The sequence below is a fragment of the Pseudomonas sp. B26(2017) genome (genome assembly GCF_002113045.1).
Classification (GTDB): domain Bacteria; phylum Pseudomonadota; class Gammaproteobacteria; order Pseudomonadales; family Pseudomonadaceae; genus Aquipseudomonas.
Window position 1 is genome coordinate 220,000 of the sequence record NZ_NEJJ01000011.1, and the last position, 16,095, is coordinate 236,094.

A 16,095-nucleotide genomic window follows, 5' to 3' on the forward strand; every position below is an offset into this window, starting at 1 on the left:
GCTACATTGCCGGGCATCGTTGCCCGGCCCCTTGCGAGGAAGTGATCTTTTGTCTGCTCACGATGCTGTTTTCAATCGCGCGTTCGGCGCGTTCCTGTTCGACATGGACGGCACCGTCCTCAACTCCATTGCCGCTGCCGAGCGAATCTGGTCCGCCTGGGCCGTGCGCCACGGGGTGGACGTCGACACGTTCCTGCCGACCATCCACGGAGCGCGCGCCATCGACACCATCACGCGTTTGAACCTGCCGGGCGTGGACGCCGAGGCGCAAGCGGCGTTCATCACCGAGGCGGAAATCGAAGACGTCGAAGGCATTGTCGAAATCCCCGGTGCGGCGGCGTTTCTCAAGTCGTTGCCGGCGGATCGCTGGGCCATGGTGACTTCGGCGCCTCGGGACCTGGCGTTGCGGCGGATGGCGGCGGCAGGGATTCCTGAACCGATGGTGATGGTCACCGCCGAGGACGTGACCGCTGGCAAACCTGATCCGGCCGGTTATCGGCTGGCGGCCGAGCGTATGGGCCTGGAACCGGCGGACTGCCTGATCTTCGAAGACGCCACCGTCGGTATTCAAGCCGCTGAAGCCGCCGGTGCGCTGTTGATGATCATCACCACGACTCACCAGCATCCGCTTGAAACCGCCCACGCGACCATCGCCAGCTACCGCGACCTCACGCTGAACATCGACAGCGACGGCCAGTTGCGCCTGCAACCTCAATAAACACCGGGCACCAAGCGCCAGCTGCGCGCGCAATAGGCGTCGTATTCGGCGCCGAACTGCGTGCGCAGCAAGGCCTCTTCGGAGTGGATGCGGGCGATCAGCGGGATCAGCGTCAGCGCTGCCAGCAACAGGCCGACCACCGAGCGAAACGCCAGCGCCCAGCCGATCGCATTGATCACCAGCCCCAGATAACTGGGGTTGCGCAGATGCCGATAAATGCCCTCGGTCACCAGCCGATGCCCCGGCTGAATCGCCACCAGCCCGCTGAACCGATTGCCAAGCACAAACACCGGCCACAAGCGCAACACGCCACCGACAATGAACAGCAACGCTCCCAACCAGCGGGTGCCTTCGCGGCCGATGGTCCAGAAACCGATGCGGTCGCAGTAAGCCGGCAGAACGGCACTAACGAGACCGATCACCGCGAACGCCGGAATCACCCAGCGATTGGCCCGATCCTCGCGTTCGCCGGTGCTCAGGTTCACTTCCGTGAACAGCGACGCCACCACCATGGCCAGCGTGGCCAGCGCCACCACGACCAGCGCCCCGTGAGAAAAAAACACCGCCACGCCACCGATGCCCCACATCGCCAGGCCCAGATAGGCGAGGGTGGCGAGCACTGCGACCACGGTCATTTGCGCTGACATTTTCATAGGCACCTCACGGCTGTTCCGTTCAGTGTAGATCCCGGCACGATCCCCGGCGTTTAACCGCTGGCAGGGCCGTGGGCTAAACTCCAGACAGAGACCTTCCGATCATCCGATTCGCCGCTTCGGGAGTCCGCCATGCTGTACATCCGCACGCCGCTGATCGTCCATCCAAGTCTGTTGACCGCATCCCGGCGTATCTGGCTGAAGCTGGAAAACCAGCAAACGTGCGGCTCGGGGGTGAGTATCAGTGCGCAACGGTTGGGGGAGTGGGCGCGGATGGGGATTTGAGCGCTCAGGGATTGCGCGTTGACCGCCGGCTCCGTCCAGCTCCGCCACCCACTTCAATTCCCCACACTGGAAATCCACATCGCCGCAATCCATGGCGTCGATGTCAAGGCGACTGCACTACAATTCTCGCTGGCCGGTCCGGCCGGTTTCTGGCAGGCCATGCGTGATGCGAAACGGGTGTCCTGACGTGCACCATTACCCATTGATGAGGTGAAAGCATGAAGATCGATCTGAGCGGAAAACTGGCGATTGTCAGCGGCAGCACGGCGGGCATCGGTTTGGGCATCTGCCAGTCGCTGGCCGAGGCAGGCGCTACGGTGGTGGTGATCGGTCGCGACGCGGCCAAGGTCGAGCAGGCGCTGGCAAGCATTCGCGACAAGGTGCCGGGCGCGCAACTGCGCGGTCTGACGGCGGATCTGGGCACGGCCGAAGGCGCGCAGAAACTATTCGCCGCTGAACCGAAAGCCGACATCCTGGTGAACAATCTCGGGATTTACAACGCCGTGGATTTTTTCGACGCGCCGGACGATGAGTGGACGCGCTTTTATGAAATCAACGTGATCTCCGGCGTGCGCCTGTCGCGCCATTACGTACCGGCGATGGTCGAGCAGGGCTGGGGCCGGGTGATTTTCCTGTCTTCGGAATCCGGCGTGGCTACCCCGGCCGACATGATCAACTACGGCGTGACCAAAAGCGCCAACCTCGCGGTGTCCCATGGCCTGGCCAAACGCCTGGCGGGCACCGGGGTGACGGTCAACGCGATCCTGCCCGGGCCGACCTTGACCGACGGAGTCGAGGAAATGCTCAAGGATGCCGCCGCCGAGTCTGGCCGCAGCCTGCGGGACGAGGCAGACGCGTTTGTTCGCCGGGCCCGTCCGAGCTCGATCATCCAGCGTGTGGCGGATGTCGAAGAGGTCGCGCACCTGGTCACCTACATCGCTTCACCGCTGTCCTCGGCCACCACCGGCGCCGCGTTGCGGGTCGACGGCGGCGTGGTCGACAGCCTGACTATCTGAATTCATTGAGAGAGACTTTTCATTTATGGCAACAGCATCGGCAACGATCGACATCCCGGCTTCGGCCGATCAGGTCTGGCAATTGATTGGCGGCTTCAACACCTTGCCGGACTGGCTGCCGTTCATTCCCAACAGCGAACTGAGCGAAGGCGGGCGCGTGCGCACTTTGCAAACTGCTGACGGCGCGGTGGTGGTCGAGCGTCTGGAGACGTTCGATAACGCGGGCAAAACCTACAGCTATTCGATTCTGCAGGCACCGTTTCCGGCCACCGATTATCTGGCGACGATTCGTGTTGAAGCCCAGGGGCAGGGCGCGCGGGTGACGTGGTCGGGGCGCTTCACGGCCAAGGGCGTGAGCGATGAGGAGGTGGTGGCGTTGTTCAGCGGCGTCTATCAGGGCGGGCTTGAGGCCCTGCGCGCCAACTACCCCACCTGAGTTTGTTGATCGTTCCCACGCTCTGCGTGGGAATGCCTCAAGGGACGCTCCGCGTTCCAGCTCTGGAAGGGACGCGGAGCGTCCCGGGCTGCATTCCCACGCAGAGCGTCGGAACGATCTATGAAGGTCAAGCCTGTGAAATCAGGCTCTGCCGACAATCCAGCACCAGCTTCGCCCCGCCCAGATCGCTGCGTCCTACCTCAAGGCTGAACCCGTGCAGGTTGACGATCGCCGCGACGATCGACAGCCCCAGGCCAAAACCATTTTGCAGTTGCCCGCCCTCGGCGCGGTAGAAACGCTGGAACACCGCTTCCCGCTCGGATTCGGGAATGCCGGGGCCGGAGTCATGCACTTCGATCCGCGTATGCCCCGCATCATTGACCCCGCGCAACACCACCGTGCCACCGGCCGGGGTGAACTTGATCGAGTTGCTCAACAGGTTCGCCAGGGCTTCAAACAGCAACGCCCGGTCACCGTTCAGCATGGGCAGGGTTTCTGGCATGTTCAGTTCGAAACGCAGCTCGTCGTCTTCGGCCAGCGGCAGATAGAATTCGTGCAGTTCCTGCAACAACAACACCGGATCAAGCTCGACAAACCCCGAGCGCCGCTGACGATCCTCAAGTTCCGAAATTCTCAGCAACCCGCGAAACCGTGCCATCAGCGTATCGGCCTCGGCCAGCACCAGATCCAGTTGCGCCGCTTCCGGCGAGCCTTCGCCGGCCTGTTGCTGCATGCGATACAACTGCGCCCGCAAACGGGTCAGCGGGGTGCGCAGGTCATGGGCGATGTTGTCGCACACGCCTTTGACTTCATTCATCAGGCGCTCGATGCGATCGAGCATGGCGTTGACGATGGCGGCGAGCATGTCCAGCTCATCGCGGCGATTGGACAGCGGCAAACGGTGAGTCAGGTCGCCGGCGACAATCGACTGGGCGCTGGCCTGGATCGCCCGAATCCGCCGCAGCGGCCGCCGACGCAGCAAATGCCAGCCGATGATCCCCGGCACAATCGTCAGCGATACGCCCCAGAACAACGCATGCAGAATGATTTTCGTCACCGCGAACAGCGAACCGTTGTCCCGCAGCAGCACCAGCCAGCGGCCGTCGCGGGTCGGGGTGGCGACCGCGTCGCAACTGTCATTGGGCAGGGTCGGATCGTCGGAGTCGGCGCATTCGCTGAGCATGTGGATCTTGCCGTCCAGCGGCAGCCCCTCGGGGATTTTCTGCAACGCGCCGCCGAGGTAGCGGTGCTGGGCGTCAAACAGGCCGTAGGCGTCGATGCCGCGAATGTCGAAGGTCATGCTGGCGGCGAGCGCGTCTTCCAGTTGATCGCCGCGAAAGTGCGAAAACAGATGCTGACGTTGCATCAGCGAATGCTTGGCGAGGTTGTCGAGATAACCGGAAACCTCGAAGTACATGACCCCCATCAGGATCGCACTCCACGCCACGAACAACGAACTGTACAGCGCCAGCAAGCGGCTGCTGGAGGAGCGCCAACCGTCAGACGGGTTCGGCAATGACATAACCCGAGCCTCGCACTGTGCGGATCAGCGGGACATTGCCCGGCGGGTCGATCTTCTTGCGCAGGCGGCCGATGTGCACGTCGATCAGGTTGGTGCCGGGATCGAAGTGATAGCCCCAGACTTCCTCGAAAATCATCATCCGCGACAGGATCTGGCCGCTGTTGCGCATCAGAAACTCCAGCAGTTTGTACTCGGTCGGCAGCAGCGTCAGCACCTGCTCGGCGCGACGGGCTTCGTGGCTGATCAGGTCGAGTTGCAGATCCGCCACCTGCAAGGTGGTCGGTTGGGCGCCGTTGCTGTTCTGCCGGCGCAGCAACACTTCAACCCGGGCGGCCATTTCATCGGTGGCGAACGGTTTGGTCAGGTAGTCATCGCCACCGGCGCGCAAGCCGCGCACGCGCTCGTCGACGTCGGAGAGGGCGCTGATCATCAGGATCGGTGTGGCCACGCCCATGGTGCGCAGGGTGGTGACGATGGCCAGGCCATCGAGTTCCGGCAGCATGCGGTCAAGGGTGATCAGGTCGTAGTTGCCGCTGACGGCGCGGTCCAGGCCTTCACGGCCGTTGTCGACCCAGTCCACGTCGAGGCCGTGGCTGCTCAGTTCGGCGACAATTTCCCGGGCGGTCACGGCGTCGTCTTCGATGGTCAGGATGCGAGTCATGGTGGGCCTGCTGGTCTGTTCAAACGCAATGGCAGCATTTTGCCAAGATTTTGCGCTGGCGCTTTAAATTAACTTTCATGTTTTAGCGGATAGAAACGCGATGGCGCGGCTTTTGTGCCAATGCATAAAACCCGCTGATATCGACCCGTTGTTGCAAATTGCATGGTCCTGGGAAGTTCATAATTTTTAACTGATTGAATTAAAACGAATTATTTAATGTTGGCGACTGGCACGGTCACTGCAATTCCTCTGATGACGAGTTGTAACACCATTTTTCATGCCTGGAGCACTACAACAATGAATAGATCCTCTGATGGGTTTTATCCTGCCTACGAAGGAGAGTCGAGCAACGTCTCAGGGGTGTCCTGGGGCGCGATTTTCGCAGGGGCTGCCGCTGCAGCGGCACTGTCGCTGATTCTGGTGCTGTTGGGTTTCGGTCTGGGCTTCTCCGCCGTTTCACCCTGGGCCGGTGAGGGCGTCAGTGCCAAGGGCCTGGGCATTTCAACCATCATCTGGCTGGCCGCCACACAAATCATCGCTTCGGGACTGGGTGGCTACATCGCCGGTCGCCTGCGGGTGAGATGGGCCAACATGCACGGTGACGAAGTGTACTTTCGCGACACCGCCCATGGCTTCCTCGCCTGGTGCGTAGCAACGCTGGTTACCGCGACGCTGGTGGTCGGCTCGGTCAGCAGCATCGTCAGCGGCGGTGTGCAGGCCGGTGCAAGCGTTGCCGGTGGCGCAGCCAGTGCGATGACCCAAGCAGCCGGCACCGCAGCGTCCAACACTGACAGCGATCAGTACGGCTACTTCGTCGACAGCCTGTTCCGCGACGATCGTCCCGCCGCCGTCAGCGATGACGCCGCCCGTGGCACCGTGACCCGGATCTTCGCCCAGAGCCTGGCCAACGGTCAGCTCAGCGCCGAAGACCGTAGCTACCTCGCCCAACTGGTCGCCCAGCGTACCAACCTGACTCAGGCCGACGCCGAACGTCGGGTCGATGAAATCTACGCTCGCACCCAGAAGGCAATCGCCGACGCCAAGGTTAAAGCGCAACAAGCTGCCGACACCGCCGCCAAAGTCGCTGCCTGGACTTCGTTGTGGATGTTCATCGCGCTGCTGGCTGGTGCGTTCTTCGCCAGTCTCTCGGCCACCTTCGGCGGTCGCCGCCGGGATGCGGTCGAGTACGTCGAAGTCGAAACCTACACCACGACCACGCTGCCGCCAGTCCGTTAATCAAGGAGAACCACCATGCGCTCACTACTGCTGTTTTTCCTCGGCGTTCCAATCCCGATCATCATCCTGATCGCCCTGTTTGTGCACTGATTACTTGAGGCATATGCCTTGGCCGCTTCCACCTTCGGGTTGAAGCGGCTTTTTGCTGTCTGGCCGAAGGCGCAGAACCGACCAGTCATTTCCATGGCGTGGATCAATATTCGTCGGCGCAATATCCCCTACCGTGAAATTTCCAGGCCCTTGCCGCTGGATCGACTACATTGCTTGCGCGCACTTTGCTGCGCGAGCAGGAATAACCTGCCGGCCCGATAGAGAGCGATAACCCCCACGAGCCGGCGAGGTGTAGTGCAGCAAGGAGCTGTTTCAACCTCACCTGAACCTTTTCACGGATGATCATTGCAATGCACTGCCTAGAAAGAACCTTCGATATCCAGCCTTTGACGCAGGCGGATATGACTGTCCACATCAACGGCCAGCCGGTCACCGCCGCCATTGGCGAAACCGTGCTCAGCGTCATTCAGTCCCTCGGCGTGCGCCAGGTCGCGCGCAACGATCACAACCAGATCAGCGGTGCCTATTGCGGCATGGGCGTGTGCCAGTGCTGCCTGGTGAAAATCAATGGCCGGCACAAGCGCCGCGCCTGCCAGACCGTGGTGCGCGAGGGCATGTTGATCGAAACCCAGGTCAACCGTATTCACGGGCAGGAGGTGGTATGAGCCTGCATCCGGTGATCGTCGGCGGTGGCCCGGCGGGAATGGCCGCGGCCATCGAACTGGCCCTGCACGGGGTGCGCTGCACCTTGCTTGAAGAAGCTTCGCGTCTTGGCGGCGTGGTCTATCGCGGGCCGCTGCGTGACGGGGTGCAGCTCGATTATCTGGGGCCGCGTTATTCCGAGGCTTTGGGCAAATTGCACGGTGATTTTCAGGAGCAGTCCGGGCTGATCGACGTGCGTCTCAACCACCGCGTGGTCGGCGCCGAAGGCACGCGCTCGCTGGTGGTGCTGGACGGCGACGAGCGTCTGCACGAAATCCGATACCCGCAGTTGCTGCTGGCCGCCGGTTGCCACGAGCGCAGCGTGCCGTTTCCCGGCTGGACCTTGCCCGGTGTGATCATGCTCGGCGGTCTGCAATTGCAGATCAAAAGCGGCGTGGTCAAACCGCAGGGGCCGGTGGTGATTGCCGGCACCGGGCCGCTGTTGCCACTGGTGGCGACCCAGTTGCATGCGTCGGGCGTGAGTGTGGCGGGTGTCTACGAGGCCTGTGCGTTCGGCAAGATCGCCAAGGAAAGCCTGGCGCTGCTGAACAAGCCGCAGTTGTTCCTCGATGGCTTGAGCATGCTCGCTTATCTGAAACTGCACGGCATCCCGATGAACTACGGCTGGGGCGTGGTCCAAGCGCACGGCGAAGGCGAACTGAAAAGCGTCAGCGTGGCGCCGTACTCGGCAACGTGGGAGCCGGACATGAGCCGCGTCGAACGCTTCGAAGCGAAGACGCTGGCGGTCGGCTACGGCTTCATTCCGCGTACGCAGCTGAGTCAGCAGATGGGCCTGGATCACGGCTTCAGCGACGACGGCTACCTGCGCGCCAATGCCAACATCTGGCAGCAAAGCAGCGAGCCCCACGTGCATCTGGCCGGTGACATGGGCGGTATTCGCGGCGGCGAAGCGGCGATGCTGGCCGGCAAGATCGCGGCGACCTCGATCCTGCTGCAACGCGGTGTGCTGGAGGAGGAACTGGCGCGAGTCCGTCGCGACCGTTACCTGGGCAAACTCAAAGCCATCGTGCGTTTCCGCGCGGCGGTGGATCGCTACACCGAACGCGGTGTCGGGCAGACCGCATTGCCGGCCGCCGACACGGTGATCTGCCGCTGCGAACATGCGACCCGCGCCGACATCGACCGCGCCCTGGAGCAGGGCGTACAAGACATCGCCAGCCTGAAAATGCGCACTCGCGTAAGCATGGGCGATTGTCAGGGGCGGATGTGCGTCGGCTATTGCAGCGACCGCTTGCGTCAGGCCACCGGGCGCAAGGATGTTGGCTGGCTGCGACCGCGTTTCCCGATCGATCCGATTCCCTTTTCCGCGTTCCAGTCCCTCGGCACGGAGGCCGTTTCCCATGAGTAAGTTCTATGACGTGGTCATCGCCGGCGGCGGTGTGATCGGTGCGTCCATCGCCTATCAGTTGTCCAAGCGCAAAGACCTCAAGGTCGCGTTGATCGACGCCAAGCGTCCGGGCAACGCGACCCGCGCTTCAGCCGGCGGTCTGTGGGCGATTGGCGAGTCGGTGGGGCTGGGCTGCGGGGTGATTTTCTTCCGCATGATGTCGGCCAACCGCAAGCGCGAAACCCAGGGCGCGGCAGTGGCGGTGGACTCCAGCACGCCGCACATCCTGCCGCCGTCGTTCTTCGATTTTGCCTTGCAGTCCAACGCGCTGTACCCGGCGCTGCACCGTGAGCTGAAAGACAATCACGGAATGGATTTCAAGTTCGAAAAGACCGGGCTCAAATTCGTCATTTATGACGATGAAGACCGGTTGTACGCCGAGCACATCGTCGGCTGCATCCCGCATCTGGCCGATCAGGTGCGCTGGCTCGATCAGGCTGCATTGCGCGAGTCCGAGCCGAGTGTCAGCCATGAAGCGCGCGGTGCGCTGGAGTTTCTCTGCGACCATCAGGTCAGCCCGTTCCGCCTGGCCGACGCCTACACCGAAGGCGCCCGGCAGAATGGCGTGGCCATGTTCGTCAACACCAACGTCACCGGCGTGCTGCACCACGGTCGGCGGGTGACTGGCGTACAGACGGCCGAAGCCGGGGTGTTCCACTGCAAGACCCTGATCAACGCCGCGGGTGCCTGGGCTGCAGACTTGAGCGAATGGGCGACCGGCATCCGCATTCCGGTGAAACCGGTGAAAGGTCAGATCCTGCTGACCGAACGCCTGCCGAAAATCCTCAACGGTTGCCTGACCACCAGCGATTGCTACATGGCGCAGAAGGACAACGGCGAAATCCTCATCGGCAGTACCACCGAGGACAAGGGCTTTGACGTCACCACGACCTGGCCGGAAATCGCCGGGCTGGTGCAGGGCGCGGTGCGTTGTCTGCCGGAACTGGCGGACATCAACCTCAAGCGCACCTGGGCCGGGCTACGGCCGGGCTCGCCGGACGAGTTGCCGATTCTCGGGCCGATGGCCGGAGTGGAGGGTTATCTCAATGCCTGCGGGCATTTCCGCACCGGCGTGCTGACCTCGGCGATTACCGGAGTGTTGCTGGACAAACTGGTCAACGATGAACCGCTGCCGCTGGACATCACGCCGTTTCTGGCGGATCGGTTTGAAGTGGCGCCGGCCAAAGAAGAGAGGGAGCTGGAGATGGCCTGAACCTGTGGGAGTTTCCCACCTGATCGTTCCCACGCTCTGCGTGGGAATGCCTCAAGGGACGCTCCGCGTTCCAGCTCCGGAACGGACGCGGAGCGTCCCGGGCTGCATTCCCACGCGGAGCGTGGGAACGATCAACTCTGAAAACGTCAGGGCTTGCCCGATTGTTCTTCCAGTTGATCCGACTCGAACAACCGGGCCAGTTCCGCCCGCGCTTCCTGGGCGGTCTGCAGGACTTTGGCCGCGTCGTCGTACACCGCGTGTTGAGCCTCGAGCACCTGTTCGTCATGGTGCTTGAAGCGCTTGATCCGTGCATCGGCCTGGGCTTGGGTCAAGCCAAGGCCAACCAACGTGCGGCGGCTCATTTCCAGACTCGAGTAATAAGTCTCCCGGATCGGATCGGCACCGACATCCACCAACCGATGAACATGCTGCCGGTTACGCGCCCGGGCGATGATTTTCATGTGCGGGTAGAGCTTGCGCACGATTTCGGCAGTCTTGATGTTGGTTTCCGGATCGTCCGTGGCAATCACGAAATATTCCGCCTCACCAACCTTGGCCGCGTTGAGGATTTCCGGGCGCATCGGGTCACCGTAGAACACCGGCACACCACCGAAACTACGAGACAGTTCGATGGTTTCCACCGACGTATCCAACGCCACGAACTTGATGTTCTGCGCCCGCAGGATCCGCGCCACGATCTGACCCATCCGGCCCATGCCGGCGATCACGACACGTGGGGCTTCGGTTTCGATCTGACGGAATTTCTCCGGCACTTCTACCGGCTGCACTTTCGGGCTGACCAACCGTGCGCAGACCAGCAGCAACAACGGTGTGACCGCCATCGACAGGGTGATAGTCAGCACCAGCAGGTCGTACAAACGCGGTTCGAACAGGCCCTGATCGCGACCGATCTTGAACACCACAAAGGCGAATTCACCGCCCGCCGCCAGCACGATGCCGAGGCGAATCGCGCTGACCTTGTTCAACCCACCGGCCAGACGCCCGACCACAAACAGCAACGGCAACTTCAAGGCGATCAGCAGCAGCGTCAGCCCCAGCACCGTGATCGGCGCGCTCAGCAGCAGACCGAGGTTGGCGCCCATGCCGACGCTGATGAAAAACAGCCCCAGCAGCAGGCCCTTGAACGGCTCGATCTGCGCTTCCAGCTCATGGCGATATTCCGAATCCGCCAGCAGCAATCCGGCAAGAAACGCGCCCAACGCCATCGACACGCCGACCATGTCCATCAGCCACGCGGTGCCGATCACCACCAGCAACGCAGTGGCGGTGGAGACTTCCGGCAGACCGGTTTTCGCCACCACGCGAAACACCGGACGCAACAGATAGCGCCCGCCGATCACCACCACGGCGATGCTGCCGAGCACCTGCAAGCTGTGGCGCACATCGTCGGCAGTGCTGGTGTGGTGATCCACGCCCGCAAGCATCGGCACCAGCGCGATCAGCGGGATCGCGGCGATGTCCTGGAACAGCAGAATCGCAAACGCCAGCCGTCCGTGCGGGCTGGTCAGTTCCTTGCGCTCCGCCAGGCTTTGCAAGCCGAACGCGGTGGACGACAGCGCCAGACCCAGGCCCAAGACAATCGCGCTGTTCAGCGGCTGGCCGAACACCAGCAACGCCAGCACACCAATCACCGAACCGGTCAGCAGCACCTGCGCCAGACCCACGCCGAATACCGATTTGCGCATCACCCACAAACGTCGCGGCGACAGCTCCAGACCGATGATGAACAACAGCAAAACCACGCCCAGTTCCGAGATATGGCTGACGCTTTGCGGATTGCCGATCAGGCCCAGCACCGACGGGCCGATGATCACCCCGGCAAACAGATAGCCGAGCACTGCGCCCAGTTGCAGGCGCTTGGCCAGGGGAACGGTAAGCACGGCGGCCAGAAGAAAAACGACGGCGGCTTGTAACAGATTGCCTTCATGGGGCATGAGCGGAACTCCAGTAACGCGGTACGGCGGGGGCGACAAGGATAAAGGTTGCAACAATGGCAGATCTACCGCATGCCCGGCTTGAGCAGATGTGCTTGTGTAATAATTTGCATCAATTGGTTACATTTATAGCCTCAGCGAATCAATCCTCCAGAGTTTTCCATGGCCATCAACTTCGACCTCAACGACCTGCAAGCCTTTCGCGCGGTGGTCGAACAGGGCAGTTTCCGCAAGGCCGCCGACACCGTGCGCCTGTCGCAACCGGCCCTGAGCCGACGCATCGAAAAGCTCGAAGACGCCCTCGGCGTGAAGCTGTTCGAACGCACCACGCGCAAGGTCAGCCTGACCCAGGCCGGACGCGGTTTCATGCCCAGCGTCGAACGTTTGCTCGACGATCTGGACGTCGCGTTGCTCGGCATCAGTGAAGTCGCCTCGAACCGGCAGGGCCACGTGACTGTCGCCTGCGTGCCGTCGGCGGCGTATTACTTCATGCCGAGCGTGGTCGCCCGCTATCACCGGCAGTTCCCGCGCATCAAAGTCAAAGTCCTCGATTCCAGCGCCCACGACGTGCTGAGCGCGGTGGTCAATGGCGAGGCGGATTTCGGTTTGAGTTTCATGGGCACCCAAGAGGCGGGCGTGGATTTCGAGCCGCTGGTGCAGGAGAGCTACGTGGTCGCCTGTCGCCGCGATCATCCGCTGGCCGGGCGCAGCAGCGTGACCTGGGACGAGTTCTACCGGCAGGATTACATCTCGCTCGACAAGACCTCGGGCAACCGTTTTCTGCTGGATCAGGCTTTGGCCAAAGTGGTGCCGCAACGCCCGAGCATCTGCGAGACGCGGCATGTGACGACCATGATCGGTCTGGTGGAAGCGGGGCTGGGCGTGGCGGCGGTGCCGTTGATGGCGATGCCGGCGGCGGATCATCCGATCCTGACGCGGGTACCGCTGACCGAACCACAAGTGATGCGCAGCGTCGGCATCATCAAACGCCGGGGCCGTACGCTGACCCCGGCGGCATTGGAACTGGAGCGGCTGGTGGTGGAAATGAAAGTCCAGCCGCCGACGGTCAGCGCTTGACCGAATCCAGCCCGGTGGCCTGCACGTCAGGCTGGGCGGCAGGCGCGGCCAGATAAGCGAGCAAGGCTTTCGCTTCCTCTGGATGCTGCGCACCCACCGGAATCCCTGCTGCAAATCGTGTTACCGACTGCACCGACTCCGGAATCTTCGCCACAAAACTCACCCCTGGCACCGGCAGCAACTCGCTGACCTGCTGGAAGCCCAGTTGATAGTCGCCCGTGGCGACCACCGAGCCCACAGGGATTTTCGGGATCATCTTCGCCTTCGGTTTCAGCTGATCTTCAATGCCGAGTTTCTTGAACAACTGCTGCTCGATGTACACGCCGCTGGCGCTGTCGGAGTAGGCCACCGATTTTGCATCCAGCAGGGTTTTCTTCAGGTCATCGACATTGCTGATGTCCGGTTTTGGCGCACCTTCGCGCACCACCAGGCCGATTCGCGAATCTGCCAGTTCTACCCGCGACGCCGGGTCGACCTTGCCTTGCTTGATCAGATCATCGAGGGCGTAGCCGACCATGATCACCACGTCGGCCTTTTCGCCACGGGCAAGGCGATTGGGGATTGCCTCCGGTGCCTTGCCCATCGACGGGCCGAGTTGGGTGTCCAGGGTGTTGCCGGTGGCGGCGGCGAATTTCGGCCCGAGGATCTTGTAGGCAGCGGTAAAACCGCCGGAGGTCATGACCCGCAACTCTTCGGCCTGGGCCGCAACGTTGAACGCAAGACCGGCGAGCAGGGCTGTAACGGTAAACAATTTTTTCATGGTGATGTTCTCAGGCAGTAGCAGGTTGCAGACGACCGCCGGCGCGGCGATACAGATACAGCGTCGCACCCAGTGCGCAGAGCGCGCCGATGCTCATCCAGTAACCCGGAGCGGCTTTGTCGCCGGTGTACTGGATCAGGAAGGTCGACATCGCTGGCGTGAATCCGCCGAACACGGCGGTGGCGAGGCTATAGGCCAGGGAGAAACCGGCCACGCGCACTTCTACCGGCATGATTTCGGTCAGGGCCGGAATCATCGCGCCGTTGTACAGGCCGTAGATAAACGACAACCACAACAGCGACAGCAGCATGTGGCTGAAGCTTGGCGCCTGCACCAGATACGACAGCGCCGGATACGTGGTGGCCAGGGCCAGCAACGCCATGGCGATCAGCACCGGACGGCGCCCGACACGATCGGACAACGCGCCGCCAATCGGCAGCCAGAAAAAGTTGGAAACGCCCACCAGCAGTGTCACCAGCAACGCATCGGAGGTGCTCAGGTGCAGCACGGTTTTACCGAAGGTCGGTGCGTACACGGTGATCAGGTAAAACGCGGTGGTGGTCAGGGCAACCATCAGCATCCCGCCCAGCACTACGCCCCAGTTCTGACCGAGGGTGCGGAACACTTCCTTCATGCTCGGACGATGTTTACGTGCGGCGAACTCTTCGGTTTCCGCCAGATTGCGTCGCAGAAAGAAGATGAACGGGACGATCATGCAGCCGACGAAAAACGGAATCCGCCAGCCCCAATCGGCGACCGCTTGCGGTGCCATCCACTGGTTCAAGCCATAACCCAGCGCAGCGGCGACGACGATGGCCACCTGCTGACTGGCCGACTGCCAGGCGGTGAAGAAGCCTTTGCGACCGGGCGTGGCGATCTCCGAGAGATACACCGAAACCCCGCCCAGTTCCGCACCCGCGGAGAAGCCTTGCAACAGCCGCCCGATCAACACCAGCGCCGGGGCAAACAGGCCGATGGTTTCATATCCGGGCACCAGCACAATCAGGATCGTGCCGCTGGCCATGATCGACAGGGTGACGATCAGACCTTTGCGCCGACCGACGTCATCGATGTACGCGCCGAGCACGATAGCCCCCAGCGGACGCATCAAAAAGCCTGCGCCGAACACTGCAAAAGTCATCATCAGAGAGGCGAACTCACTGCTCGCCGGGAAGAACACCGCCGCGATCTGCGTGGCGTAGAAGCCGAACAGAAAGAAGTCGAACTGTTCGAGGAAGTTACCCGAGGTCACCCGGAAAATGGCGCCGGCCCGCGAGCCGCCGTGTGGGATTGAGGCTGTCATAGAAAAGTACTCCACCGCTTTTATGACGTGCGCGACGGGGAGGCGGCGCACGGTTTTTATTGGGGCGGATAGTGGCGCGCAGGGATCGATTTGTTAATTGCATAGTTGGCATTGATTGATGTGCGGAGCGGATCAATGCAGTTGTTCCTATTTAGCGACTGTTCCTACGAAGACTGACGAAGCGCCTTACATAAAATCACTGCCTTCCCTTGATAGCGTGCCCGCCAATTCTCGCGAGCACGAACCACGGACGGTTTGGACATCGCGCTCTTTTCCTCTTTGCTTAAGGATAAGCGTATGTTCCGGTCGGCCAATGCGGCGCATTTCGTGTTGCAGATTCCTGCGATCCGCCACGACTTCAAGGTCCTGGCCTTCAGCGGCACCGAAGCGATCAGCACCCTCTACGGCATTCACATTGAACTGGTCAGCGAACACCCGGATTTCGATCTGGAAAGCTTGCTTGCCCGACCCGCGTTTCTGCAGTTTGGCCACAACGGCGAAGGCATTCACGGGCATATCGAGGATGTGTTGGCGGGTGAGTCGGGCAAGCGTCTGACCCGCTACCACCTGACACTGGTGCCGGCGCTGCACTACTTGCAGTTCAGTCGTGATCAGCGGATTTTCCAGCAGCGTACGGTGCCGCAGATCATCGCGCAGGTGCTCAAGGGGCACGGCATTCAAGCGGATGCCTTCAGCTTTCATGTCGCGGTGAATCCGCCCCGTGATTACTGCACCCAGTACGGCGAATCCGATCTTGAGTTCATCCAGCGCCTGTGCGCCGAGGACGGTATCGCCTGGCATCACCAGCACTCGGTGGACGGGCATCTGCTGGTCTTCACCGATGACCAGGTGTTTTTACCCAAGCTTGGCGCCACGCCCTATCGGCAGGACTCCGGCATGGTGGCCGAGCACTCGGTGGTCAGCCGTTTCAGCATTCGTACCGGCACCCGCACCAGCACGGTCGTGCGCCGCGACTATGACCTCAAGCGCCCGAGCCTGCTGGTCGAGAGTCGCTTTACCGCCGATTTCACTCCGGTGCTGGAGGATTACCGCTATCCGCTGTTGATCGAGAACGAAAGACGCGGCAAGCAGCTCGCAC

16 protein-coding genes and 2 pseudogenes are annotated in these 16,095 nt (G+C 61.9%); 11 read left to right on the forward strand and 7 right to left on the reverse strand.

All coding sequences use genetic code 11. The annotated features are described in order from the left end of the window. The first annotated feature begins 49 nt into the window (after nucleotides 1-49). On the forward strand, nucleotides 50-718 hold the full coding sequence (locus CAF79_RS18225) for an HAD family hydrolase (protein ID WP_085699233.1): 669 nt from the start codon (nucleotides 50-52) through the stop codon (nucleotides 716-718). Here CAF79_RS18225 and CAF79_RS18230 read toward each other — a convergent pair. Beyond that, nucleotides 712-1,371, reverse strand: coding sequence for an isoprenylcysteine carboxylmethyltransferase family protein (locus CAF79_RS18230; protein ID WP_085699234.1), 660 nt, complete (start codon nucleotides 1,369-1,371; stop codon nucleotides 712-714). The genes CAF79_RS18225 and CAF79_RS18230 overlap by 7 nt on opposite strands. Before the next feature lie 132 nt (nucleotides 1,372-1,503). On the opposite strand from CAF79_RS18230, the pseudogene CAF79_RS28925 reads away from it, so the two are divergent. The 4 genes and pseudogenes from CAF79_RS28925 to CAF79_RS18240 all read left to right on the forward strand — a co-directional run. Next, nucleotides 1,504-1,602, forward strand: a pseudogene (locus CAF79_RS28925) (pyridoxal-5'-phosphate-dependent protein subunit beta); the annotation flags it as partial. A 132-nt stretch (nucleotides 1,603-1,734) separates the two neighbouring features. Beyond that, a pseudogene (locus tag CAF79_RS29495) lies at nucleotides 1,735-1,842 on the forward strand (aldo/keto reductase); the annotation flags it as partial. A 32-nt stretch (nucleotides 1,843-1,874) separates the two neighbouring features. Next, nucleotides 1,875-2,672: an SDR family NAD(P)-dependent oxidoreductase gene (locus CAF79_RS18235; protein WP_085699235.1), complete on the forward strand. Its 798-nt coding sequence runs from the start codon at nucleotides 1,875-1,877 to the stop codon at nucleotides 2,670-2,672. Nucleotides 2,673-2,697: 25 nt separating this feature from the next. Further along, nucleotides 2,698-3,108, forward strand: coding sequence for an SRPBCC family protein (locus CAF79_RS18240; RefSeq protein ID WP_085699236.1), 411 nt, complete (start codon nucleotides 2,698-2,700; stop codon nucleotides 3,106-3,108). Between the two features lie 127 nt (nucleotides 3,109-3,235). Here CAF79_RS18240 and CAF79_RS18245 read toward each other — a convergent pair whose 3' ends face one another. Together CAF79_RS18245 and CAF79_RS18250 are read right to left on the reverse strand one after the other, a co-directional pair. Further along, nucleotides 3,236-4,630 (reverse strand): HAMP domain-containing sensor histidine kinase, encoded by a 1,395-nt coding sequence (locus tag CAF79_RS18245; RefSeq protein WP_085699238.1) that lies wholly within the window; start codon nucleotides 4,628-4,630, stop codon nucleotides 3,236-3,238. Continuing rightward, nucleotides 4,608-5,291, reverse strand: a complete 684-nt coding sequence (locus CAF79_RS18250) for a response regulator transcription factor (RefSeq protein WP_007952956.1) — start codon at nucleotides 5,289-5,291, stop codon at nucleotides 4,608-4,610. The genes CAF79_RS18245 and CAF79_RS18250 overlap by 23 nt, the downstream gene beginning before the upstream one ends. Before the next feature lie 297 nt (nucleotides 5,292-5,588). Between CAF79_RS18250 and CAF79_RS18255 the strand changes: the two genes are divergently transcribed. Continuing rightward, nucleotides 5,589-6,527, forward strand: a complete 939-nt coding sequence (locus CAF79_RS18255; RefSeq protein ID WP_085699240.1) for a hypothetical protein — start codon at nucleotides 5,589-5,591, stop codon at nucleotides 6,525-6,527. On the opposite strand, the gene CAF79_RS18260 is transcribed toward CAF79_RS18255, so the two are convergent. After that, the gene (locus tag CAF79_RS18260) at nucleotides 6,524-6,712 is read right to left on the reverse strand and encodes a hypothetical protein (RefSeq protein ID WP_085699242.1); all 189 of its coding nucleotides are present in this window, start codon (nucleotides 6,710-6,712) and stop codon (nucleotides 6,524-6,526) included. The two genes, CAF79_RS18255 and CAF79_RS18260, sit on opposite strands and share 4 nt — an antisense overlap. 216 nt (nucleotides 6,713-6,928) lie before the next feature. Here CAF79_RS18260 and hcnA point away from each other — a divergent pair, with 216 nt between their 5' ends. The 3 genes from hcnA to hcnC are packed head-to-tail and all read left to right on the forward strand — an operon-like array spanning nucleotide 6,929 to nucleotide 9,901. Then, the gene (hcnA, locus tag CAF79_RS18265; protein WP_085605085.1) at nucleotides 6,929-7,243 is read left to right on the forward strand and encodes a cyanide-forming glycine dehydrogenase subunit HcnA; all 315 of its coding nucleotides are present in this window, start codon (nucleotides 6,929-6,931) and stop codon (nucleotides 7,241-7,243) included. Further along, complete coding sequence (gene hcnB, locus CAF79_RS18270; protein ID WP_085699244.1) at nucleotides 7,240-8,649, forward strand: cyanide-forming glycine dehydrogenase subunit HcnB; 1,410 nt, start codon at nucleotides 7,240-7,242, stop codon at nucleotides 8,647-8,649. The genes hcnA and hcnB overlap by 4 nt, the downstream gene beginning before the upstream one ends. Then, nucleotides 8,642-9,901, forward strand: coding sequence for a cyanide-forming glycine dehydrogenase subunit HcnC (hcnC, locus tag CAF79_RS18275; protein WP_085699246.1), 1,260 nt, complete (start codon nucleotides 8,642-8,644; stop codon nucleotides 9,899-9,901). Before hcnB ends, hcnC begins: the two co-directional genes overlap by 8 nt. Nucleotides 9,902-10,047: 146 nt before the next feature. Here hcnC and CAF79_RS18280 read toward each other — a convergent pair whose 3' ends face one another. Then, nucleotides 10,048-11,856 carry a monovalent cation:proton antiporter-2 (CPA2) family protein gene (locus CAF79_RS18280; RefSeq protein WP_085699248.1) on the reverse strand — a complete coding sequence of 603 codons (1,809 nt, stop codon included), beginning with the start codon at nucleotides 11,854-11,856 and terminating at the stop codon, nucleotides 10,048-10,050. Between the two features lie 162 nt (nucleotides 11,857-12,018). Here CAF79_RS18280 and CAF79_RS18285 point away from each other — a divergent pair, with 162 nt between their 5' ends. Continuing rightward, nucleotides 12,019-12,933, forward strand: a complete 915-nt coding sequence (locus CAF79_RS18285; RefSeq protein WP_064597602.1) for a LysR family transcriptional regulator — start codon at nucleotides 12,019-12,021, stop codon at nucleotides 12,931-12,933. Here the strand turns inward: CAF79_RS18285 and CAF79_RS18290 are convergent. Both CAF79_RS18290 and CAF79_RS18295 read right to left on the reverse strand, forming a co-directional pair. Further along, nucleotides 12,923-13,693 carry a substrate-binding domain-containing protein gene (locus CAF79_RS18290; protein WP_085699250.1) on the reverse strand — a complete coding sequence of 257 codons (771 nt, stop codon included), beginning with the start codon at nucleotides 13,691-13,693 and terminating at the stop codon, nucleotides 12,923-12,925. The genes CAF79_RS18285 and CAF79_RS18290 overlap by 11 nt on opposite strands. A 10-nt stretch (nucleotides 13,694-13,703) precedes the next feature. Further along, the gene (locus tag CAF79_RS18295) at nucleotides 13,704-14,996 is read right to left on the reverse strand and encodes an MFS transporter (RefSeq protein ID WP_085687499.1); all 1,293 of its coding nucleotides are present in this window, start codon (nucleotides 14,994-14,996) and stop codon (nucleotides 13,704-13,706) included. A gap of 297 nt (nucleotides 14,997-15,293) precedes the next feature. Here CAF79_RS18295 and tssI point away from each other — a divergent pair. Further along, nucleotides 15,294-16,095 (forward strand): type VI secretion system tip protein TssI/VgrG (tssI, locus tag CAF79_RS18300; RefSeq protein ID WP_139832610.1); only part of this gene is annotated, 802 nt, incomplete at its 3' end.